The sequence below is a fragment of the Pseudomonas sp. JL27(2026) genome, from assembly GCF_056933555.1.
Genome location: NZ_CM167794.1, coordinates 5,063,850 through 5,086,284, shown reverse-complemented (window position 1 = coordinate 5,086,284; position 22,435 = coordinate 5,063,850). Strand labels below are relative to the sequence as shown.

The following is a 22,435-nucleotide window of genomic DNA, read 5'->3' as shown; positions in this document are numbered from 1 at the left end:
GTGTGAGCATTGCGCCCCTACGGTACACGGAACCTGCTGGCGCGAGCGATGCGGCGATCCGACGTGCCCGCGAAGGCACTGCCGCGATTCTGCCAGTGGTCAGTAGTGATACCACTTGAGCTCAAGCATGACTTCGTTTTCCGGCGTGGCCATGTGGCTGAACTCGCGTTGTGCGCTCAGGCGCAAGCCGAGGTTGCGTGACAACTCCCACTGCTGGTTCAGGCTCAGGCTGCGACGGACTTCGCCGTTGGTGAAGAAGTCGCCCTTGGCTTCGAGGCTCAAGTTGCCCAGCGGGTTTTTCCACAGCAGGCCACTGTTGAACCCGGCCGCCGGGGCGATGAACCCCGCAAAGTCGTTGTTGTGTTCAATGCGTACCGTGCCGAGGGCAAAGCCCAGCAGGTCCTCACCCAATTGCCAGGTGCCGCCCGCGCCGCCATTGACGTGGCTGACCAGGGTTTCGTCATCATGCTTGCCCGGCACCCGCTCCAGCCCCCCGGTGACTTGCCACGACCAGGGTTGCAGCAACGCGTTGCGCGGCGTCAGCGAGCGGATGGTTGCGAGGTCCAGTTGCTGAAGCTGCCAGTGATTGCCTTCGTATTGGCGCAGTTTCATCTGCAGGATTTCGATTTGCGCGCCCAAGGGGAAACCCTCGGCGTTGTCATTGAGGTCGTGATAGGCCATGCGCAGGCCGTACTCGCCAAAAGCCTTGTCGCCCCGGGTGCCGATGCCGGCCTGCCAGGTGCGGGATTCGTGGCCGTCTTCCGGCAACCCCGGGCGCTCTATTTTGAGGTCCGGCGCCGGGTTCTGGTTGATCGCCCGCAGGAGTTCGAAACTACGCTGGGCGCGCTGCGGATCACGCTCCTGGCCGTTGGCGCGGTAGCGTTCCAGGCGATAGGCCGCGTCGATGATCAGTGCCTGTCGGTCACGTGGCAGGGCCTTGAACGCCGGGTCTTGCAAGCGCTTTTGGTCGGCGCTGATGTTCAGTACCCAGTCCTGTTCTTCGTTGGTCAACGGCTCGGCGCGGCTCAGCAGTTCCCGTTCGCGGGATGGACGATAGTCGATTTTTTCCACCAGCCCGGCGGCCTTCACCGCTTTGACGGTGTCGGTGGGGATGGCGGTCAGCGGGAATTGCTCGGTGAGCCGCAGGCTCGGCCGGGCCACTTGCAGCAGTTCGAGCAAGCGGTAGGAGCAGTTTTCATCGAAGAAGAAGTAGTCGAACTGGATTTGCTTGAGTTCCCAGATGTGCTCGACCATGCGCTCGGTTTCGACCTGCGTCAGGTTCAGCCGGTACTCCCACAGGTCGCGGTTCTCCAGGCTGCGGTACTCCGAGAGTTTTTCCTGGTAGGGCACCAGCGCGAACAGGCCGGGATAACCGCCCATCAGGCCTTTCCAGGCATACAGGATGCTGTTGTCCGACCCCTCGATGTAGGCGCCGAAGTTGATCGCATAACTGAGCAGGGCGGTGTGGTCGCTTTGTACGTCGGCCTGATCGATGCGCAGCAACGTGTGGCCGAACATCGAGGAGGGGCTGTTCAAGTAGGCCGCCGGGAAAATCATCACCGCGCTGTGGGGCGATACGTCCTTGAACCATTGTTTGAATTCGGTGCAATCCAGCGCCGGTAAGTCGGTCAGGTTGAGGTGGGCTTTCAACCAGCGAGTGCGAGCCGGGTAGACGCACTGCGCATGTTTTTCACCGGCGCTGGTTGGGGCGTAGAGCGCTTGCACGGTGGCCGCCAGTTCCGCGTCGGGGTGTTCGGCGCCGTTGTCGGCGAGGAAGAACTGCTTGTCGCTGACATAGCTGCGCCAGCCACCGAGCTTGGCGGTTTCGTAATGGCCCAGGGAAATCCAGAAAGGGTCATTGGCCAGTTGCTGCAAACGGACGTTGTCGATACGAGGCGCGGCGGACAGCGGGGCGCAGACGAACAGCGCCAGACAGGCAAGGCGTTTGAGCATGGTGGGCTACTTATTTCGAAAAAAAGACCCAAAGAGGGCTAGGTCCAAAAACAAAACCCGCCCCGGTGAAGGGGCAGGTGAGGTCGAGCTTATGCCGGGGTCGCATATTTGGCCAGGCGAGCATCGCCTTTGAGCACGGCCAGGGTGTTGGTGTGGACATCTTCAGCGGTCACGTCAGCCTTGCTGAAGATCTGCTGGAAGTGCTCGTGGGTGACGGCCGCAAAATGCTCGCGGTCTTCAGGCGCAACGCCCAGGACCACGGCATAGGTGGTCAGCGCTTCGCCCTGCCCCTTGGCCATGTCTTCGGACAGTTCGTTCATCATGCCGTTCATGGCGAACCAGGACTTGCCGCCGTAGGTCAGTGAAGCATTGGTGGCGCAACCGTTGGTGCCGGACGTCATCCCGAAGGTGGCGTTACCGGACGTGCCGTTGGTGGTGGAGGCCAGGAAGTGTGCCGGAGTGCCACGCTGACCTTCGAACAGCATGTTGCCCCAGCCGCAGTTCGGGCCACCTGGCGATTCGGCCATGGCGTTGAGGGATACAACGGTGAAGAGAGTACCGAGAAGAATCCGTTTCATAGCTGTGTTCTCTTTATGTGCATACCAATGGACAGGAGTTCTGGCCCGACCCGGCACCAGTGGGCCGGTTATTTGCCCAGCCGCGCAGTTTGGAGTTTAGGCATGATCCTGGGGTTCCGTGTTTTTTTGCAAAACAATGGCTCAATCCGGCGACAAGGCGCGGGCCCGCGTGGGCTTTGAGCCTTGACTATGCTTTTACGCAAGGCGCGCCTTGCCAGTTCGGCACGGCCGGCGCCAGAATGCCGCCAACTGCCCCGCCTGATGTAAGGAAGCCCGATGCCTGATCCTGTTGCTGCCAGCTTGCGTCTAGCGCCCGAAGCGCTGACCCGTCCGTTTTCCGCTGAACAGTTCAGCTTCTCTACCACCAATGAGCTGGAGCCTTTTCGCGGTGTGCTTGGCCAGGAACGCGCGGTCGAAGCCTTGCAGTTCGGCGTGGCCATGCCGCGCCCCGGTTACAACGTATTTGTCATGGGCGAACCCGGCACCGGCCGGTTTTCCTTCGTCAAACGCTACCTCAAGGCCGAAGGCAAACGCCTGCAAACCCCGGCGGACTGGGTCTACGTCAATAATTTCGATGAACCTCGCGAACCCCGCGCCCTGGAACTGCCCTCGGGCACGGCGGGCGCATTCATCACCGACATCAACGGGCTGATCGACAACCTGCTGGCGACCTTTCCGGCGGTGTTCGAGCATCCGTCCTACCAGCAAAAGAAAAGTGCCATCGACCGCGCCTTCAATCAGCGCTACGACCGCGCTCTGGACGTGATCGAGCGCCTGGCGCTGGAGAAGGAAGTCGCGCTGTACCGCGACAGCAGCAACATTGCCTTCACCCCGATGAGCGAAGGCAAGGCACTGGATGAGGCTGAATTCGCCCAGTTGCCGGAAGCCGACCGCGAGCGGTTTCACACGGACATCTCCGAGCTTGAAGAACGCCTGAACGAAGAACTGGCGAGCCTGCCGCAATGGAAGCGTGAATCCAGCAACCAGATGCGCCAGCTCAACGAAGAAACCATTACCCTGGCGTTGCAGCCATTGTTGTCGCCGTTGTCGGAGAAGTACGCGGAAAACGCGGCCGTCTGCGGTTACCTGCAAGCGATGCAGGTTTACCTGCTCAAGACGGTGGTCGAGCAACTGGTCGATGACAGCAAGACCGATGCAGTTGCCCGCAAACTCCTGGAAGAACAGTACTGCCCGAGCCTGGTGGTCGGTCATCCGGCCAGCGGCGGTGCGCCGGTGGTGTTCGAGCCGCACCCGACGTACGACAACCTGTTTGGCCGTATCGAGTACAGCACCGACCAAGGCGCGCTCTACACCACGTATCGGCAATTGCGTCCGGGCGCCTTGCACCGGGCCAATGGCGGTTTCCTGATCCTGGAAGCCGAAAAAATGCTCGGCGAGCCGTTTGTCTGGGACGCGCTGAAACGCGCCTTGCAGTCGCGCAAGTTGAAAATGGAATCGCCGCTGGGCGAACTCGGTCGCCTGGCCACGGTGACCCTGACGCCGCAACATATTCCGTTGCAGGTCAAAGTCATCATCATCGGTGCGCGGCAGCTGTACTACACGCTGCAGGACCTGGACCCGGATTTCCAGGAGATGTTCCGGGTCCTGGTGGACTTCGATGAAGACATCCCCATGGTCGACGAAAGCCTTGAACAGTTCGCCCAACTGCTGAAAACCCGCACCTCGGAAGAGGGCATGGCGCCGTTGACCGCCGATGCCGTGGCGCGTCTGGCCACTTACAGTGCGCGACTGGCCGAACATCAGGGGCGCTTGTCGGCGCGTATTGGCGATCTGTTCCAGTTGGTCAGCGAGGCCGACTTCATTCGCGACCTGGCCGGCGACGACAAGACCGACGCCGGTCACATCGAGCGTGCGCTCAAGGCCAAGGCCACTCGCACCGGGCGTGTCTCGGCGCGGATTCTCGACGACATGCTGGCGGGGATCATCCTGATCGACACTGCGGGCGCTGCCGTCGGCAAGTGCAACGGGCTGACGGTGCTGGAAGTCGGCGATTCGGCCTTTGGTATACCGGCGCGGATCTCCGCCACGGTCTACCCCGGCGGCAGCGGCATTGTCGACATCGAGCGCGAGGTCAACCTCGGGCAGCCGATTCACTCCAAGGGTGTGATGATCCTTACCGGGTATCTGGGCAGCCGTTATGCCCAGGAATTCCCGTTGGCGATCTCTGCCAGCATTGCGCTGGAACAGTCCTACGGTTACGTCGATGGCGACAGTGCCTCGCTGGGCGAGGCTTGCACCTTGATTTCGGCGTTGTCGAAAACCCCGCTCAAGCAGTGCTTCGCCATTACCGGGTCGATCAACCAGTTCGGTGAAGTGCAGGCCGTGGGTGGGGTCAACGAGAAGATCGAAGGCTTCTTCCGTCTGTGTGAGGCGCGCGGTCTTACCGGCGAGCAGGGCGCGATCATTCCGCAGGCCAACGTGGCCACACTGATGCTCGACGAGAAGGTGCTGGCGGCCGTGCGGGCCGGGCAGTTCCACGTTTATGCGGTGCGTCAGGCCGATGAGGCATTGAGCTTGTTGGTCGGTGAGCCTGCGGGCGAGCCGGACGCGGACGGTCAGTTCCCGGAAGGCAGTGTTAACGCACGGGTGGTGGAGCGATTGCGGGCGATCGCGGAAATGATCAGCGACGAGGACTTGAAAGAGGCCGAGAAGGCGCTGGCTCAAGAAGCGTTGGCAGAGGCCAAGCCGGCCTGATGCACACCTGGTTTGACGTTACACAAAACCACTGTGGGAGCGGGCTTGCTCGCGAAGACGGTCTGACATTCAACACTTGTGTTGTCTGGCACGCCGCCTTCGCGAGCAAGCCCGCTCCCACATTTGGATCCGGTTGAAGCTGGAATAGTGTCATCACTCTGGCGTCAATGTTCACACAATGACCATTCGGCGCCTTCTGGTTTCACCTGACGTGCTAGTCAGACTTTTCTTCTATCCTCAGGTCAAGGATATCGACAGTTATCACTGGATCGAGACAGCGTCCCCGTGGAGGCTGAATACCGGATCTACCGAGGGTCGCCGCCATGTCGCGCAACCTCTGCCTTACCCGCCAGTGCCTCGGCCTGGTGACCCGTATCGAATGCAGTATTCGCCCGTTGGCGGGGGATACCGGTATGTGGACCTTGCTGTTTGCTGCCGGAATGGCGGGCGAACAACCTTCTGCGATCAAAGCCCAAGGGCCTTTCCATGGCCCGTTCGTGGCCGAGTCAATCCTCGAAACCATCGTTGAAAGCCTGACCCTGCACGGTTACGAGCTGGCGGACGACCCGCAGATCTGGTGCCTGCATTTGCAGGCGCAGTTGCGGGAAATCAATGGCGGGCGTTGTCGCAACCTCGGCGGCTTCGAGTTTCACCCCGAACACTGATCGACCGGCTCGGGCTATTCGACAGGGCTGGGGTTCTCGGCCTTGTCGAGTTTGACTTCGAAACCGTACTCGACCGTCGTCAGGTCGGTGCGCTGGTAGGTTTCCAGGCTCGTCGGCTGGCCGTAGAAGTAATGCACCTCGAACAGCGCCGGCCCTTCGTTGCCGGCGTCATGGCTGACGGCAAGGATTTCCTTCAGGTAGTTGCCGCTCGCATCCTTGGCAAAAAAGCGCCAGTCCTGGGCCGGGAACAGCTTTTGGTCAACCACCAATGCATTGCCCTTGAGCTCCAGGCCTTTGGGCAGTGCGTGAGTATCCAGGTTGTTCTTTTCAATGTCGGCCAGAAACAGCGGCATGGAGCCGACCACATACGCCGGGGTTTCGGGGAACAACGTCAGGTCATACGTGATGGTGGCGCGCAGCGGGTCGATTTCGTAGGCCTCGGGCGGCAACTCGATTGGCTCACCTCGTTTGCCGCTCGCATCCTGGGTAAAAAAGGTCACCGGTGTATCACCCGGGCTGAACGAGGAGCCGAGCAGTTCATCGTTGAAGCTTTTCGGGTGGAAAAACTCGATGCGCGCGGCGCTGGCATCCTCCACCGACTGGCTGACGCGAATGCTCTTTTTCAGTTGCTCGTCATCCAGCGTGGCGCCCTTGAGCCAGTTCGTGGCCTGATCGTCATACACCACCACGGGCAGGCTCAGGTTTTGCACGGTCTTGTCAGTGGTGTTGCGGTCGAAATGGCGCACAGGCAGGTCCAGGTCCCTGCGGGTCACGGCCACGGTGGAGAAATCCAGGACGCTGACTTCCAGTTGCTCGACAGGGCCGTTGAAATACACCTTGGAGTAATGGCGGGTGCGTTTTTGATCGAAGGCGCGCTGTTCGTCTTCCAGGTGTTTTTCGAAGGTGTCGCTCCAGGCGGTCTGCTTCTGCATCTCGGCCAGTTGCTTCTCGTAGAAGGCGATATGGGCAGCGTCTTCGTTGATCGAGCCTGAGCGCGAGAGAAACTGCCCGGTTGTGTCGCGGGCCTGAACGATCAACGGGTTGAGGGGGATGTCACTGACTTCCGGGGCCAGCGCGGCGCTGTTGTTGACTTCGATTTCGGCGTAGTTCCTGGCAAGGGTTCGCAAGGTGACGCTGATGTTGTCGTCGCTGCGGGTCTGGCCAACGTCTTTTTTCGTCAGTTCGAAGGTGAAGACTTTGCGTGGCGCGATGATTTGCGCTTTGCCGTGCAGGCTGACCGGCTGCGGCTGGTGCTCGTTGTCGACTTCCACCCCTTCGGTGAACGGGTAGGCGACGGTCAGGTCATCCGGGCTGGTGACGCTGGCGCTCGACGGGCTGAGCTGGATGCCGGGGTCGGTTTCCGACCATTCGGGTTGGAAAGGGATGACCTTCTTGTTGCTCAACGTCACCGACTGCCATTCCAGCCCGTGAGGGAAGGGGAACTCGGCCGGCATGTTGAAGGTGAACGGGAATATGGGCTGCAAGTCGGTCAGGTAGTCGGAGCTGGAAGCCTTGCGCAGTACGAACAGGCCGTCGAGGTAGGTGTCGACCAGCGCCTGTGGCGTCGGGTAGTGCTTGAGCAGCGCCATGGCGTCGTCGCCGTATTCGGTTTCGAGCGGTTTGCCGGCGAGTTTTTGCTGAGCCCGTTCGAGTAGCAGCAGCGAGCCGCCGAGGTTGGCGATTGCGTCCTTGAGCTTGGGGTCCTGGATGGCGTCCAGCGATTTTTCGAACTGTGCGGTCTTGTCTTCGAGGCGGGTGGGTTTTTTCTCATCGCTGGGCGAGCAACCGCTGAGCAGCAGTGCCAGGCACAGTCCGGTCCCGGCTAAAGGCAATCGCAAATCCATACTTCAGTCTTCCTGTCCGACGTCGGTGAGCTGGCTTGGACACTAGCAGAAAAACGCCGGAACGGATTTGCAGGTGACGGATTTTGCGACGGTTTATGGGGTTTTGAGCCGCTGGTATACTCGCCGCCATTTCCAGCCCCCCCCACGTGTGAGATTCAATGGAACGCTTTATCGAAAATGCAATGTACACCTCGCGCTGGTTGCTGGCGCCGATCTACTTTGGTCTGTCGCTGGGGTTGCTGGCGCTGGCCTTGAAGTTCTTCCAGGAAGTTTTCCACGTCATTCCCAACGTGTTCTCGATGGCCGAGTCCGACCTGATTCTGGTGCTGCTGTCGCTGATCGACATGGCGCTGGTAGGCGGCCTGCTGGTGATGGTGATGATTTCCGGCTACGAGAACTTTGTCTCGCAACTGGACATCGACGAAGACAAGGAAAAGCTCAACTGGTTGGGCACGATGGACTCCTCGTCGCTGAAAATGAAAGTGGCCGCCTCCATCGTGGCGATTTCCTCCATTCACCTGCTGCGCATCTTCATGGACGCCAAGAACGTCGATCCCGAGCACCTGCAGTGGTACGTGATCATCCACATGACCTTCGTGGTTTCCGCGTTTGCCATGGGTTACCTGGACAAGTTGACCAAGCACTGATCGTTATACCTGTAGGCGCAAAGCTTGCTCGCGATAGCGGTATCGAGAGCAGCAGAAGGACCGAGTCGCGCTCATCGCGGGCAAGCCTTGCTCCTACAGGCAGCCGGCAACAGGCAGCCGGCAGCAGAAGATTGTGAAACAGACAAACGGTGTCGTCTGTGGCTTGTGCTTTGATGCGCCGAGGCATATGCCTGTAAGGGTCCTGGCTTGCCATTGCGCGGGGTGCGCCCATGAACCTGCAAGAGCTGAACGCCTATGCCATCGCCGGAAAGGTCGACGAGCTGAATCTGATCTCGCTGGAGGGCGGTATCTACCTGATTGAAGCGCGGATCCATGGTGCGGCCTACCCGCTCAATGATTCCCACGGCCAGGCGCTGCATCTGCGTTCGGTGGAGCACGCGCGGGAGGTGCTGCACAGCTTTCCGCGGCTGCCCCTCAACCTGATCCACACCTCGGTTCACGATGAGATGTGTGGTCTGGGCGCCAGTGCAGAAGAAAACCTGAAGGTGCCCATCGCCTTTCGCACGGTGTAACCGCCCAGCCCCTGGATCACCGCAAGGGCATCTGTGCTAGTCTGCTCGCCCTTTTGGTTCCGGGCGCCCGGGATGCGCTGTGCACGCACGGCAAACCCCCGAGCCGTCCGCACAGCGGAGCAGTGTTATGTCCGAAGTAAATCTGTCCACCGACGAAACCCGCGTCAGCTACGGCATTGGCCGTCAGTTGGGCGACCAACTGCGCGACAACCCGCCACCGGGCGTTAACCTGGACGCCATCCTGGCGGGCCTGACCGACGCATTCGCCGGTAAGGAAAGCCGTGTTGGTCAGGAAGCGATGTCTGCCAGCTTCAAGGTCATCCGTGAAATCATGCAAGCCGAAGCGGCGGCCAAGGCTGAAGCGGCTGCTGGCGAAGGCCTGGCATTCCTGGCTGAAAACGCCAAGCGTGATGGCATCACCACCCTGGCTTCCGGTCTGCAATTTGAAGTGCTGACCGCAGGCGATGGCGCCAAGCCATCCCGTGAAGACACCGTGCGTACTCACTACCACGGCACCCTGATCGACGGCACTGTGTTCGACAGCTCCTACGATCGTGGCCAGCCTGCAGAGTTCCCGGTCGGCGGCGTGATCGCTGGCTGGACCGAAGCCCTGCAACTGATGAATGCCGGCAGCAAATGGCGCCTGTACGTGCCGAGCGAGCTGGCTTACGGCGCACAAGGCGTTGGCAGCATTGCACCGCACAGCGTTCTGGTGTTCGACGTCGAGCTGCTGGACGTTCTGTAACACCTCGCCTGTCACTATGACAGGCTGACATTGTGGGAGCGGGCTTGCTCGCGAAGGCGTCCTTTCAGTCAACCCATCAGTTGCCTGACGCACCGCTTTCGCGAGCAAGCCCGCTCCCACAGTTTTTACGGTGTTTCATACTTCGAACTTGGTATTCAGCTCATTCGAGGGGCGCAACGCCCGGGCATAGCAAAACAGAAACAGATTGCGTACCAGTTCCTTGAGCACCACCGGCTCGCTGGAGCTCAGGCCGTTGACGTCCAGGTCGCCCTGGTCTTGCAGCTCGTTCAGGGCTTCTTCTTCCAGTACCGCACAGACTTCACCTGTTTCCCGATGCAGGATCCGGAGGTATGGGTGTGGGCGATCCAGCCATGCATCGATCAAATAAGTCATGGTTCTCATCTCCTTTGATGGGGTTCATTGAGAATAATTCTTATTCAGCGAATAGCAAGTACCTATTGGCAGTTTCTGTTTTTTTCTGTGTGGGAATTGCTGGAGGTCAAAACGGCTGGCGTTTGGCTATTGCGCGGGATTACGGGGGGGGGAGTCAGGGGAGGGTGAAGCACCATCCCACGCCGGGCGCGGGATGGAGTACGAAAGACTCAGACCTTTCTGACGAACTCGGATTTGAGCTTCATCGGGCCGATGCCATCGATCTTGCAGTCGATGTCATGGTCGCCATCACACAGGCGGATGTTCTTGACCTTGGTGCCGACCTTGACCACCAGGGACGTGCCCTTGACCTTGAGGTCCTTGATCACGGTGATGGTGTCGCCATCTTGCAGGACGTTGCCGACCGAATCTTTTTTCACGGTTTCATCGGACGCTACGTCGGCTTCGCCATTGGCGGACCACTCGTGGGCGCACTCAGGGCAGATCAGCTGTGCGCCGTCTTCGTAGGTGTATTCGGAGTTGCATTTCGGGCAGGGTGGCAACGTGCTCACTAAAGCTCCTTGATTTCAGGATGGCTAAAAAGCGCACATTGTATAGGGTTTTAGGCAGGAGGGGGTGAGGGCGACAAACCTGTGGGAGCGGGCTTGCTCGCGAAAGCGGCATAACAATCGACATCAATGTTGAATGTTAGTCAGTCTTCGCGAGCAAGCCCGCTCCCACAAAGATTCGCAATCAGTGCGTGCGTGCGACCGCAAACTCGCTCAGTTCGACCAGCGCATCGCGGTATTCGCTGGCGGGCAGCGTTTCGAGGCACTTGATTGCACGGGCGACGTAATCGCGAGCCAGTTGGGCGGTGTAATCCAGCGAGCCCGAGGCTTCCACGGCGGCGCGGATGCTTTCCAGGTCTTCGATGCCACCTTTCTGGATCGCCTGACGCACCAGTGCTGCCTGCTCTGGCGTGCCTTCGCGCATGGTGTAGATCAGCGGCAGGGTCGGTTTGCCTTCGGCCAGATCGTCACCGACGTTCTTGCCCAGGGTTTCGGCGTCGCCACGGTAGTCGAGCAGGTCATCCACCAGTTGGAAAGCCACGCCCAGGTGATCGCCGAAGGTGCGCAAGGCTTCGCTCTGCGCAGGCGTAGCGCCGGCCAGGGCGGCGGCACTGTGGGTCGACGCCTCGAAGAGCATCGCGGTTTTGCCGCGGATGACTTCCATATAGGTTTCTTCGGTGGTGCTGGCGTCGCGGACCTTGGACAACTGCAGCACTTCGCCTTCGGCGATGATGCGCGTGGCCTGCGACAGGATCTTCATCACCGGCATCGAGCCCAGCTCGACCATCATTTCGAACGAGCGCGAGTACAGGAAGTCGCCCACCAGCACGCTGGGCGCGTTGCCCCACATGGCGTTGGCGGTCGAACGGCCACGGCGCATGCCGGACATGTCGACCACGTCGTCGTGCAGCAGGGTGGCGGTGTGCAGGAACTCGATAGTGGCAGCCAGCAGGCGCATGTCATCGCCTTCGCGACCCAGGGCCTTGCCACACAGCAACACTAATAAAGGACGCAGGCGTTTACCGCCAGCCGAGGTAATGTAGTCGCCGATTTTCGACACCAGCGGCACTCGGGAAGTCAGCTGCTTCTTGATGATGCCGTCGACGGCGTTAAAATCGTCCGCCACCGCGCGGTAGAAAGCTTGGGGTTGCATCAGAGACAGTTGCTCCAGAAGGGTTGCGCGGCATGCTAGGACCCACGTCCGGGCCTGTCAAGGCGTGATGGGCGGCCCCTTGCAACGCGCTCGCGCCTTGCGTACAATCGCGCACCCTGAACTTCCTGGGCAGCACCTGCCTTACGCAATTGCATTTGGGGCGTTCCATCCCATGCAGCCATGCCAGCCAATACCTCTTCTTATAAAGAGCTGGGTGAGCAGGATTATCGGAGAAATACCATGTCGTACGCAGTAATCGTTACTGGTGGCAAGCAATACAAGGTCGCACCAGGTGAATACCTGAAGATCGAGAAACTGGAAGTCGCTACTGGCGAATCCGTAACTTTTGATCGCGTTCTGTTGGTCGCCAATGGCGACGACGTGAATATCGGTGCTCCAGTTGTTGCTGGCGCTACCGTTGTGGCTGAAGTGATCTCCCAAGGTCGTCACGATAAAGTCCGCATCATCAAGTTCCGTCGTCGTAAGCACCACATGAAGCGTATGGGCCACCGCCAGTGGTACACCGAGATCAAAATCACCGGTATTCAGGCTTAATTTCAGCCTAATTCCTCACTAGGAGAATTGAACTCATGGCACACAAAAAAGCTGGTGGTAGTACCCGTAACGGTCGCGACTCAGAAGCCAAACGCCTTGGCGTGAAGATGTATGGCGGCCAGAAAATCATTCCGGGCAACATCATCGTGCGTCAGCGCGGCACCCAATTCCACGCCGGTTACGGTGTAGGCATGGGTAAAGATCACACCCTGTTCGCGAAAATCGAAGGCGTGATCAAGTTTGAAGTAAAAGGCGCGTTCAACCGCCGTTACGTGAGCGTTGTCTCGGCTTAATTGCGAGATCGCTGGAAAAGCCCTGTCTTGCGACGGGGCTTTTTCGTTTGTGGGGTGAGTCTCTTGCAAAGCTGTTTGTAATGGGCTCCAGCGCTGGATTTGCGGTCGTTGATTGAGGTCGCTGCGCTCATTTTTGCAAGAGTCTTATGTCTTAGTGTTTTTCGGCTCGTCCGTATGACGAGAGGCGTTTTGTTATGAAGTTTGTTGATGAAGTATCGATCCGAGTAAAAGCTGGCGACGGCGGCAATGGTTGCATGAGTTTCCGTCGGGAAAAGTTCATTGAAAACGGTGGTCCGAACGGTGGTGATGGTGGTGACGGCGGCTCGGTCTTCATGATCGCCGACGAAAACCTCAATACCCTGGTGGACTACCGTTACACCCGGCACTTTGATGCCGAGCGTGGCTCCAACGGCGGCAGCACCGACTGCACCGGCAAGAAAGGCGAAGAGCTGGTGTTGCGGGTTCCGGTTGGTACTACGGTCATCGACTCCGCGACCCAGGAAGTCATTGGCGACCTGACCAAGGCTGGCCAGCGTCTGTTGGTGGCTCATGGTGGCTGGCACGGTCTGGGTAACACCCGATTCAAATCCAGTACCAACCGTGCGCCGCGCCAGACTACGCCGGGCAAGCCGGGCGAGCAGCGTGACCTCAAGCTGGAAATGAAGGTATTGGCTGACGTCGGCCTGCTGGGCTTGCCGAACGCCGGTAAAAGTACCTTTATCCGTTCGGTGTCGGCAGCCAAGCCGAAAGTTGCCGACTATCCGTTCACCACGCTGGTGCCGAACCTGGGTGTGGTCAGTGTCGATCGCTGGAAGAGCTTCGTGGTCGCCGACATTCCGGGTCTGATCGAGGGGGCTTCCGATGGTGCGGGCCTGGGGATTCGCTTCCTCAAGCACTTGTCGCGCACCCGTCTGCTGTTGCACCTCGTCGACATGGCGCCGCTGGATGACACCAGTGCTCCGGATGCTGCTGAGGTGATCGTCAGCGAGCTGACCAAGTTCAGCCCGTCCCTGGCTGAGCGTGATCGCTGGTTGGTGCTGAACAAGTGCGACCAGATCCTTGAAGAGGAGCATGATGCTCGGGTCAAGGAAATCGTTGATCGTCTGGAGTGGACGGGGCCGGTGTACGTGATCTCGGCTATCGCCAAAGAGGGTACCGAGCGCCTGTGCCACGACATCATGCGTTACCTGGAGGATCGTGCCGATCGTCTGGCTAACGACCCGGCTTACAAAGAAGAGCTGACCGAGCTCGATCAGCGTATCGAAGATGAAGCCCGTGCCCAGTTGCAGGCGCTGGATGACCAGCGTGCCCTGCGCCGTAGCGGCGTGAAGTCGGTCCATGACATCGGTGACGATGATTGGGACGAAGAAGATGTGGATGACGAAGACGGTCCGGAAATCATTTACGTCCGCGACTGATTCGTTGCAGTAAACTTAAGCGCCGCTCAATCGAGCGGCGTTTTGGTATCTGGAAATCGGTAGTCACGAATAACGTTACGGGCAGCGCTGGGTCGCGCTGCCCTCAAGCCAGGGTTGAAGATGATGCGGAGCAAGGTGACAGGTGCGCAGCGTTGGGTCGTGAAGATCGGCAGCGCTTTGCTGACGGCGGATGGCAAGGGGCTGGATCGCGCAGCGATGGGCGTCTGGGTTGAGCAGATGGTGGCGCTGCACGAGGCAGGCGTCGAGCTGGTGCTGGTGTCCTCCGGGGCGGTGGCGGCCGGCATGAGTCGCCTTGGCTGGACCGTACGACCCAGTGCGATGCATGAATTGCAGGCGGCGGCCGCCATCGGTCAGATGGGGTTGGTGCAGGCCTGGGAGTCGAGCTTTGCCGAGCATGGCCGGCACACTGCGCAGATTCTGCTGACTCATGACGACTTGTCTGACCGCAAGCGCTACCTGAACGCCCGCAGCACTTTGCGCGCGCTGGTCGAGCTCAAGGTGATCCCGGTGATCAACGAGAACGACACCGTGGTCACTGATGAAATCCGTTTTGGCGACAACGACACGCTGGCAGCGCTGGTGGCCAACCTGGTCGAGGCTGACTTGCTGGTGATTCTGACCGATCGGGACGGCATGTTTGACGCGGACCCGCGCAATAATCCCGATGCCAAGCTGATTTACGAGGCGCGTGCCGATGATCCTGCTCTGGATGCGGTGGCGGGCGGTACGGGCGGTGCGCTCGGTCGTGGCGGCATGCAGACCAAGTTGCGCGCGGCACGCCTGGCGGCGCGTTCGGGGGCTCACACGATTATCGTGGGTGGGCGCCTGGAGCGTGTGCTGGATCGTTTGAAGGCGGGCGAGCGCATCGGCACTTTGCTGTCGCCGGAGCGCGGCTTGCTGGCGGCGCGCAAGCAGTGGCTGGCCGGGCATTTACAGACTCGCGGCACGCTGGTGCTGGATGAGGGGGCGGTGTCGGCGTTGTCTCAGGGCAACAAAAGTTTACTGCCGGTGGGTGTGAAGCTGGTTCAGGGCAGTTTCCGACGTGGCGAGATGGTGGTGTGCGTGGCGCCGGACGGTCGTGAGATCGCTCGCGGGCTCGCCAATTACAGTGCGCTCGAGGCGCAAAAGATCATTGGTCAATCGTCTGAGGCGATTGTGGGTTTACTCGGTTATATGGCGGAGCCTGAGTTGGTTCACCGCGATAACCTGATTCTGGTTTAAGGAAAATGCGTATGCGCATGGCGAAAGGATTGTTGGGTCTGCTGTTGGCGATGCCGCTGCTGGCTTCGGCGGAAGAAATTGGTCAGGTCTCGACCGTGTTCAAGTTGGTTGGGCCGAATGACCGGATTGTGGTCGAGGCTTTTGATGATCCGAAAGTTGAGGGTGTGACGTGCTATCTGTCGCGCGCCAAGACGGGTGGTGTAAAGGGTGGTTTGGGTCTGGCCGAGGATCGTGCGGAAGCGTCGATTGCGTGCCGTCAGGTCGGGCCGATCAATTTCAAGGGTGAGCTCAAGGATGGCGAGGAAGTGTTCAAGGAGCGCACGTCCCTAGTGTTCAAGACCATGCAAGTGGTGCGCTTCCTCGACAAGAAGCGCAATACCCTGGTGTACCTGGTCTATAGCGACCGCGTGATCGAGGGTAGTCCGCAGAATGCCGTGACCGCGATCCCGATCCTGCCGTGGGCGCACGCTCAGTAATTTGATGCAGGTCTAGTGTGGGAGCGGGCTTGCTCGCGAAGGCGGTGTAACAGTCAATGAAGATGTTGAATGTTATGGCCTCTTCGCGAGCAAGCCCGCTCCCACATTTTTTTGCGCTGCATTCACTAAATCGCAGGCAATAAAAAACCGACCCTGGGGTCGGTTTTTTAATGAGCGTGTCGCTTAGGCAGCAGCGGCAACGTTCAGAGCCTTTACGTGGCCATTCAGGCGGCTCTTATGGCGAGCAGCTTTGTTCTTGTGGATGATGCCTTTATCGGCCATGCGGTCGATAACTGGCACGGCCAGAACGTAAGCAGCTTGCGCTTTAGCAGCGTCTTTTGCGTCGATGGCTTTAACTACATTCTTGATGTAGGTACGAACCATGGAACGCAGGCTGGCGTTGTGGCTGCGACGCTTCTCAGCCTGTTTTGCACGTTTTTTGGCGGAAGGTGTGTTGGCCACCGTCGAGCTCCTCGAAAGACTTTTTAGGAAATAGCAAACAAAATAGGCCGCGAATCATGCCGATGAGTTGAAGTCTTGTCAAGGGCGGGTGATGCGTTCCGCTGAGTGGTCGATCTAAAGAGGCGGGATATTTATTTCCGGCGCTTGACCTGTAAACTCGCGAGCTTTGGCTCTGTGCTGTTGCGGCGCGGAGTATCGCATAAGTGGGCGCTTTGTTCGCCTGCTGTTTATCGACAGGCAAAAACTCTTCAATGAACCTGCTTAAATCGTTGGCCGCCGTCAGCTCTATCACGATGCTTTCCCGGGTTCTGGGCTTTGTGCGTGACACCCTTATTGCCCGCATATTCGGTGCCGGCATGGCCACGGACGCCTTTTTTATTGCCTTCAAACTGCCCAATCTGCTGAGGCGGATCTTTGCCGAGGGGGCATTTTCCCAGGCGTTTGTGCCGATTCTTGCGGAATACAAAAGCCAGCAGGGCGAGGAGGCGACTCGAACCTTCATCGCTTATGTGTCGGGCTTGCTCACGCTGGTACTGGCGCTGGTCACTATTGTGGGGATGATCGCCGCGCCCTGGGTGATCTGGGCCACGGCGCCGGGTTTTACCGATACACCGGAAAAATTCGAGCTGACCTCCAGCCTGCTGCGGGTGACGTTCCCCTATATATTGCTGATTTCCCTGTCCTCGCTGGCCGGGGCGATCCTTAACACGTACAACCGTTTTTCGGTGCCCGCCTTCGTGCCGACGCTGCTTAACGTCAGCATGATCGTTTTTGCGGTGTTCCTGACGCCGTACTTCGATCCGCCGGTCATGGCGCTGGGATGGGCCGTGCTGGCTGGTGGCCTGGCGCAGTTGCTCTATCAACTGCCACACCTGAAAAAGATCGGCATGCTGGTACTGCCGCGCCTGAATCTGCGCGACACCGGCGTCTGGCGCGTGATGAAGCAAATGCTGCCGGCAATCCTCGGGGTTTCGGTCAGCCAGATTTCGCTGATCATCAACACCATTTTCGCCTCGTTCCTGGTAGCCGGTTCCGTGTCGTGGATGTACTACGCCGACCGCCTGATGGAGCTGCCGTCCGGCGTGCTGGGCGTGGCGCTGGGCACGATTTTGCTGCCGACGCTGGCCAAGACCTACGCCAGCAAGGATCGTCACGAATACTCGCGGATTCTCGATTGGGGGCTGCGCCTGTGCTTCGTGCTGGTGCTGCCGTGCTCGCTGGCGCTGGGGATTCTGGCCGAGCCGCTGACGGTTTCGCTGTTCCAGTACGGCCAGTTCAGTGCATTCGATGCCGCGATGACCCAGCGAGCGCTGGTGGCTTATTCGGTCGGATTGCTCGGGATTATCGTGATTAAAGTGCTGGCGCCGGGTTTTTATGCGCAACAAAACATTCGCACGCCGGTAAAAATCGCGATTTTCACGCTGATCGTGACGCAACTCTTCAACCTGGCCTTGATCGGGCCCTTGAAGCACGCCGGTCTGGCCCTGGCCATCAGCGCCGGTGCGTGCCTCAACGCCGGCCTGTTGTTCTATCAACTGCGCAAACAACAGATGTATCAGCCGCAGCCAGGCTGGGGCCTGTTCGGGCTCAAGCTGATCGTGGCCGTAACGGTGATGTCGGCGGTTCTGCTGGGCTTGATGCACTTTATGCCCGCGTGGGGTCAGGGCCACATGCTGGAGCGTTTCCTGCGCTTGGGGGCGTTGGTGGTCGCTGGTGTGGTGGCTTATTTCGGGATGCTGGCGCTGATGGGCTTCCGTCTGCGGGACTTCAACCGCAAGGCGTTGAGCTGAACAAATTGCCTCGATAAACGCAGGTCTGGCAGAGGTTTTGTCGGTTCGATCACTTTGGGTTACGGTGTTGCCTGTCGTCCGTCGCCGGGTGTGGTTATAATCGGCCACTTTATGAGCAAGAAGCGCGTTATGCAGCTGGTTCGAGGCCTCCACAATCTGCGCCCCCAGCATCGGGGCTGTGTCGCCACTATTGGCAACTTTGACGGTGTTCACCGTGGTCACCAGGCTATCCTGGGCAGGCTGCGTGAGCGTGCGCTCGAGTTGGGCGTGCCCAGCTGCGTGGTGATTTTCGAGCCCCAGCCGCGTGAATTCTTCGCCCCGGACACGGCTCCGGCCCGTCTGGCGCGTTTGCGCGACAAGTTGCAGTTGCTGGCCAATGAAGGGGTTGACCGGGTCCTGTGCCTGGCCTTCAATCAACGGTTGAGCAAGCTCAGCGCCGCCGAGTTCGTCGACACTATTCTGGTAGACGGCCTCGGTGTGCAGCATCTGGAGGTCGGCGACGACTTCCGTTTCGGCTGTGATCGGGTAGGGGATTTCGATTTCCTGCAACAGGCCGGGATCGTTCAGGGCTTTACCGTCGAAGCGGCGCAGACCGTGGAACTGGACGGGTTACGCGTCAGCAGCACCCAGGTGCGTAATGCCCTGGCCGCCGCTGATTTTGCCTTGGCCGAGCGGTTGCTCGGTCGTCCGTTCCGGATTGCCGGACGGGTGCTGCACGGTCAGAAGCTGGCGCGCCAACTGGGCACGCCAACTGCCAACGTGCAACTCAAGCGTCGTCGCGTGCCGCTGTCCGGGGTTTACCTGGTCAGTGTCGACATCGACGGCAAGACCTGGCAAGGCGTCGCCAATATCGGCGTTCGACCCACGGTTGCAGGTGATGGCAAAGCCCACCTTGAAGTACATCTCCTGGATTTCGCCGGCGATCTGTATGACCGGCGTTTGACGGTGGTTTTCCACCACAAGCTGCGTGAAGAGCAGCGTTTCGCCTCTCTGGAGGCGCTTAAGACGGCGATCAATGCGGATGTCGCCGCCGCCCGTGCCCATGCCGCACCTAGCGCCAATCGCTAATGAAGAGCCATAAATGACCGACTATAAAGCCACGCTAAACCTTCCGGACACCGCCTTCCCAATGAAGGCCGGCCTGCCTCAGCGCGAACCGCAGATTCTGCAGCGCTGGGACAGCATTGGCCTGTACGGTAAGTTGCGCGAGATTGGCAAGGATCGTCCGAAGTTCGTACTTCACGACGGTCCTCCGTACGCCAACGGCACGATTCACATCGGTCATGCGCTGAACAAGATTCTCAAGGACATGATCATCCGCTCGAAAACCCTGTCGGGTTTCGACGCGCCTTATGTTCCGGGCTGGGACTGCCACGGTCTGCCGATCGAGCACAAAGTCGAAGTGACCCACGGCAAGAACCTGGGCGCGGATAAAACCCGCGAACTGTGCCGCGCCTATGCCACCGAGCAGATCGAAGGCCAGAAGTCCGAATTCGTCCGCCTCGGCGTGCTGGGCGACTTCGCCAACCCGTACAAGACCATGGATTTCAAGAACGAGGCCGGTGAAATCCGTGCCCTGGCTGAAATCGTCAAGGGCGGCTTCGTGTTCAAGGGCCTCAAGCCTGTGAACTGGTGCTTTGACTGTGGTTCGGCCCTGGCTGAAGCGGAAGTCGAGTACGAGAACAAAAAGTCCTCGACCATCGACGTTGCGTTCCCGATTGCCGACGAAGCCAAACTGGCTGCCGCTTTCGACCTGCCGTCGCTGGGCAAACCTGCTTCGATCGTGATCTGGACCACCACCCCGTGGACCATCCCGGCCAACCAGGCGCTGAACGTCCACCCGGAATTCAACTACGCCCTGGTCGATGTCGGCGACAAACTGCTGGTATTGGCTGAAGAGCTGGTCGAGTCGTGCCTGGCCCGTTACAGCCTGGAAGGGTCGGTCATCGCGACCACTACCGGTAAAGCGCTGGAACTGATCAACTTCCGTCACCCGTTCTACGATCGCCTGTCGCCGGTTTATCTGGCCGAGTACGTTGAACTGGGCGCCGGCACCGGCGTGGTTCACTCCTCGCCAGCCTACGGCGTAGACGACTTCGTGACCTGCAAGAAGTACGGCATGGTCAACGACGACATCCTGAACCCGGTGCAAAGCAACGGCGTTTACGTGCCGGCGCTGGAGTTCTTCGGCGGTCAGTTCATCTGGAAAGCCAACCCGGCCATCGTCGACAAGCTGACCGAAGTCGGTGCGCTGCTGCACACCACCGTCATCGAACACAGCTACATGCACTGCTGGCGTCACAAGACCCCGCTGATCTACCGCGCCACCGCGCAGTGGTTCATCGGCATGGACAAAGAGCCAGCAACTGGCGACACCTTGCGCAAACGCGCCATCAAAGCCATCGAGGACACCCGGTTCGTTCCGGCCTGGGGCCAGGCGCGTCTGCACTCGATGATCGCCAACCGTCCGGACTGGTGCATCTCCCGTCAGCGTAACTGGGGCGTACCGATCCCGTTCTTCCTGAACAAGGAAAGCGGCGAGCTGCACCCACGCACCGTTGAACTGATGGAAGTTGTGGCCAAGCGCGTCGAAGTCGAAGGCATCGAAGCCTGGTTCAAGATGGACGCCGCCGAACTGCTGGGTGACGAAGCGCCGCTGTACGACAAGATCAGCGACACCCTCGACGTCTGGTTCGATTCGGGCACCACGCATTGGCATGTCCTACGTGGTTCGCACCCGATGGGCCACGAAACCGGCCCGCGTGCCGACCTGTACCTGGAAGGTTCGGACCAGCACCGTGGCTGGTTCCACTCGTCCTTGCTGACCGGTTGCGCCATCGACAACCACGCGCCGTACCGCGAACTGCTGACCCACGGTTTCACCGTCGACGAAGCGGGCCGCAAAATGTCCAAATCACTGGGCAACGTGATCGCGCCGCAGAAAGTCAACGACACCCTGGGCGCCGACATCATGCGTCTGTGGGTCGCTTCGACCGATTACTCCGGCGAAATGGCGGTGTCCGACCAGATCCTGCAACGCAGTGCCGACGCCTACCGGCGGATCCGTAACACCGCGCGCTTCCTGCTTTCCAACCTGAGCGGTTTCAACCCGGCCACCGACATCCTGCCGGCCGAAGAAATGCTCGCGCTGGACCGTTGGGCCGTGGACCGCACCCTGCTGCTGCAACGCGAGTTGCAAGAGCACTACGGCGAATACCGCTTCTGGAACGTCTACTCCAAGATCCACAACTTCTGCGTGCAGGAGCTGGGCGGTTTCTACCTCGACATCATCAAGGACCGTCAGTACACCACTGGCGCCAACAGCAAGGCCCGCCGTTCGGCACAAACCGCGCTGTTCCACATCAGCGAAGCGCTGGTCCGCTGGATCGCGCCGATCCTGGCGTTCACCGCCGACGAACTGTGGGAATACCTGCCGGGCGAGCGCAACGAATCGGTGATGCTCAACACCTGGTACGAAGGTTTGACCGAGCTGCCGGAAGGCTTCGAACTGGGTCGCGCGTATTGGGACCGGATCATGGCGGTCAAGGTAGCGGTCAACAAGGAAATGGAAATCCAGCGTGCGGCCAAGGCCGTCGGTGGCAACCTGCAAGCCGAAGTGACGCTGTTCGCCGAAGACGCCCTGAGCGCCGACCTGGCCAAACTGAGCAACGAGCTGCGCTTCGTGCTGATCACCTCGACCGCCAGCATTGCACCGTTCGTGCAAGCGCCAGCGGACGCGGTGGAAACCGAAGTCAGCGGCCTGAAACTCAAAGTGGTCAAGTCGAGCTTCGTCAAGTGCGCCCGTTGCTGGCACTGCCGCGAAGATGTCGGCGTAAACCCAGAGCATCCTGAAATCTGTGGCCGTTGCGTCGACAACATCAGCGGCGCTGGCGAGGTTCGTCACTATGCCTAACGCTGCTGGCCGTTTCGGACGGCTGAGCTGGCTGTGGTTGAGCGTGCTGGTCCTGGTCATTGACCAGGCCAGCAAGTTCTACTTCGAAGGTTCACTGAGCATGTACCAGCAGATCGTGGTCATTCCCGACTACTTCAGCTGGACCCTGGCCTACAACACCGGCGCGGCCTTCAGCTTCCTGGCTGACAGCTCCGGCTGGCAGCGCTGGTTGTTTGCCCTGATCGCGATTGTGGTCAGCGCGGTGCTGGTGGTCTGGCTCAAGCGTCTGGGGCGCAACGAAACCTGGCTGGCGGTTGCGCTGGCCCTGGTACTCGGCGGCGCGCTGGGCAACCTGTACGACCGCATCGCCCTGGGCCATGTGATCGACTTCATTCTGGTGCATTGGCAGAACCGCTGGTATTTCCCGGCGTTCAACTTTGCCGACAGCGCCATCAGCGTCGGGGCCGTGATGCTCGCGCTGGATATGTTCAAAAGCAAGAAAACCGGAGAAGCCGTTCATGACTGAACAGGTA

21 protein-coding genes are annotated in these 22,435 nt (G+C 59.8%); 14 read left to right on the top strand and 7 right to left on the bottom strand.

Going from position 1 to position 22,435, the window contains the following annotated elements:
* Nucleotides 1-99: 99 nt before the first annotated feature.
* Both AC1Z1G_RS23185 and AC1Z1G_RS23180 read right to left on the bottom strand, forming a co-directional pair.
* Nucleotides 100-1,953, bottom strand: coding sequence for an Lnb N-terminal periplasmic domain-containing protein (locus tag AC1Z1G_RS23185; RefSeq protein ID WP_483622623.1), 1,854 nt, complete (start codon nt 1,951-1,953; stop codon nt 100-102).
* An 89-nt stretch (nt 1,954-2,042) separates the two neighbouring features.
* On the bottom strand, nt 2,043-2,531 hold the full coding sequence (locus AC1Z1G_RS23180; protein WP_347902113.1) for a DUF3015 domain-containing protein: 489 nt from the start codon (nt 2,529-2,531) through the stop codon (nt 2,043-2,045).
* A gap of 276 nt (nt 2,532-2,807) precedes the next feature.
* On the opposite strand from AC1Z1G_RS23180, the gene AC1Z1G_RS23175 reads away from it, so the two are divergent.
* Nucleotides 2,808-5,246, top strand: coding sequence for a Lon protease family protein (locus AC1Z1G_RS23175; protein ID WP_483622622.1), 2,439 nt, complete (start codon nt 2,808-2,810; stop codon nt 5,244-5,246).
* Nucleotides 5,247-5,569: 323 nt separating this feature from the next.
* Nucleotides 5,570-5,911, top strand: coding sequence for a PA4575 family protein (locus tag AC1Z1G_RS23170; protein ID WP_347902111.1), 342 nt, complete (start codon nt 5,570-5,572; stop codon nt 5,909-5,911).
* Between the two features lie 14 nt (nt 5,912-5,925).
* Here the strand turns inward: AC1Z1G_RS23170 and AC1Z1G_RS23165 are convergent, their stop codons facing one another.
* The gene (locus AC1Z1G_RS23165; protein WP_483622621.1) at nt 5,926-7,755 is read right to left on the bottom strand and encodes a hypothetical protein; all 1,830 of its coding nucleotides are present in this window, start codon (nt 7,753-7,755) and stop codon (nt 5,926-5,928) included.
* A gap of 158 nt (nt 7,756-7,913) precedes the next feature.
* Here AC1Z1G_RS23165 and AC1Z1G_RS23160 point away from each other — a divergent pair, with 158 nt between their 5' ends.
* The 3 genes from AC1Z1G_RS23160 (at nt 7,914) to bamJ (ending at nt 9,680) form a co-directional block, all read left to right on the top strand.
* Nucleotides 7,914-8,402 (top strand): TIGR00645 family protein, encoded by a 489-nt coding sequence (locus AC1Z1G_RS23160; protein ID WP_483622620.1) that lies wholly within the window; start codon nt 7,914-7,916, stop codon nt 8,400-8,402.
* A 230-nt stretch (nt 8,403-8,632) separates the two neighbouring features.
* Nucleotides 8,633-8,935: a DUF6482 family protein gene (locus AC1Z1G_RS23155; RefSeq protein ID WP_483622619.1), complete on the top strand. Its 303-nt coding sequence runs from the start codon at nt 8,633-8,635 to the stop codon at nt 8,933-8,935.
* Nucleotides 8,936-9,062: 127 nt separating this feature from the next.
* Nucleotides 9,063-9,680 carry a BamJ family beta-barrel-assembly machinery protein gene (gene bamJ / locus AC1Z1G_RS23150; RefSeq protein WP_483622618.1) on the top strand — a complete coding sequence of 206 codons (618 nt, stop codon included), beginning with the start codon at nt 9,063-9,065 and terminating at the stop codon, nt 9,678-9,680.
* A gap of 135 nt (nt 9,681-9,815) precedes the next feature.
* On the opposite strand, the gene AC1Z1G_RS23145 is transcribed toward bamJ, so the two are convergent.
* From AC1Z1G_RS23145 to AC1Z1G_RS23135, 3 genes are all read right to left on the bottom strand, one after another.
* On the bottom strand, nt 9,816-10,073 hold the full coding sequence (locus AC1Z1G_RS23145; RefSeq protein WP_483622617.1) for a PA4570 family protein: 258 nt from the start codon (nt 10,071-10,073) through the stop codon (nt 9,816-9,818).
* Nucleotides 10,074-10,282: 209 nt separating this feature from the next.
* A complete protein-coding gene (locus AC1Z1G_RS23140; protein ID WP_347902106.1) occupies nt 10,283-10,624 on the bottom strand; it encodes a zinc ribbon domain-containing protein YjdM in 342 nt (113 codons plus the stop codon).
* A gap of 181 nt (nt 10,625-10,805) precedes the next feature.
* The gene (locus tag AC1Z1G_RS23135; RefSeq protein ID WP_347902105.1) at nt 10,806-11,774 is read right to left on the bottom strand and encodes a polyprenyl synthetase family protein; all 969 of its coding nucleotides are present in this window, start codon (nt 11,772-11,774) and stop codon (nt 10,806-10,808) included.
* A 240-nt stretch (nt 11,775-12,014) separates the two neighbouring features.
* Here AC1Z1G_RS23135 and rplU point away from each other — a divergent pair, with 240 nt between their 5' ends.
* The 5 genes from rplU (at nt 12,015) to AC1Z1G_RS23110 (ending at nt 15,758) form a co-directional block, all read left to right on the top strand.
* On the top strand, nt 12,015-12,329 hold the full coding sequence (gene rplU / locus AC1Z1G_RS23130) for a 50S ribosomal protein L21 (protein ID WP_007950961.1): 315 nt from the start codon (nt 12,015-12,017) through the stop codon (nt 12,327-12,329).
* A gap of 35 nt (nt 12,330-12,364) precedes the next feature.
* Nucleotides 12,365-12,622: a 50S ribosomal protein L27 gene (gene rpmA, locus AC1Z1G_RS23125; RefSeq protein ID WP_029292052.1), complete on the top strand. Its 258-nt coding sequence runs from the start codon at nt 12,365-12,367 to the stop codon at nt 12,620-12,622.
* A 194-nt stretch (nt 12,623-12,816) separates the two neighbouring features.
* Nucleotides 12,817-14,040 carry an Obg family GTPase CgtA gene (cgtA, locus tag AC1Z1G_RS23120; RefSeq protein WP_483622616.1) on the top strand — a complete coding sequence of 408 codons (1,224 nt, stop codon included), beginning with the start codon at nt 12,817-12,819 and terminating at the stop codon, nt 14,038-14,040.
* 123 nt (nt 14,041-14,163) lie between these two features.
* Entirely contained in the window at nt 14,164-15,282 is a 1,119-nt protein-coding gene (gene proB, locus AC1Z1G_RS23115; RefSeq protein WP_483627976.1) for a glutamate 5-kinase, read from the top strand.
* 11 nt (nt 15,283-15,293) lie between these two features.
* Nucleotides 15,294-15,758: a CreA family protein gene (locus AC1Z1G_RS23110; RefSeq protein ID WP_347902103.1), complete on the top strand. Its 465-nt coding sequence runs from the start codon at nt 15,294-15,296 to the stop codon at nt 15,756-15,758.
* 183 nt (nt 15,759-15,941) lie between these two features.
* On the opposite strand, the gene rpsT is transcribed toward AC1Z1G_RS23110, so the two are convergent.
* On the bottom strand, nt 15,942-16,220 hold the full coding sequence (gene rpsT / locus AC1Z1G_RS23105) for a 30S ribosomal protein S20 (RefSeq protein ID WP_007901883.1): 279 nt from the start codon (nt 16,218-16,220) through the stop codon (nt 15,942-15,944).
* 251 nt (nt 16,221-16,471) lie between these two features.
* On the opposite strand from rpsT, the gene murJ reads away from it, so the two are divergent.
* From murJ to lspA, 4 genes are all read left to right on the top strand, one after another.
* Nucleotides 16,472-18,010 carry a murein biosynthesis integral membrane protein MurJ gene (gene murJ, locus AC1Z1G_RS23100; protein WP_483622615.1) on the top strand — a complete coding sequence of 513 codons (1,539 nt, stop codon included), beginning with the start codon at nt 16,472-16,474 and terminating at the stop codon, nt 18,008-18,010.
* 129 nt (nt 18,011-18,139) lie between these two features.
* A complete protein-coding gene (gene ribF / locus AC1Z1G_RS23095) occupies nt 18,140-19,078 on the top strand; it encodes a bifunctional riboflavin kinase/FAD synthetase (RefSeq protein WP_483622614.1) in 939 nt (312 codons plus the stop codon).
* A 13-nt stretch (nt 19,079-19,091) separates the two neighbouring features.
* Nucleotides 19,092-21,923: an isoleucine--tRNA ligase gene (gene ileS / locus AC1Z1G_RS23090; RefSeq protein WP_483622613.1), complete on the top strand. Its 2,832-nt coding sequence runs from the start codon at nt 19,092-19,094 to the stop codon at nt 21,921-21,923.
* Nucleotides 21,916-22,428 (top strand): signal peptidase II, encoded by a 513-nt coding sequence (gene lspA / locus AC1Z1G_RS23085; RefSeq protein ID WP_483622612.1) that lies wholly within the window; start codon nt 21,916-21,918, stop codon nt 22,426-22,428. The genes ileS and lspA overlap by 8 nt, the downstream gene beginning before the upstream one ends.
* Nucleotides 22,429-22,435: the final 7 nt, after the last annotated feature.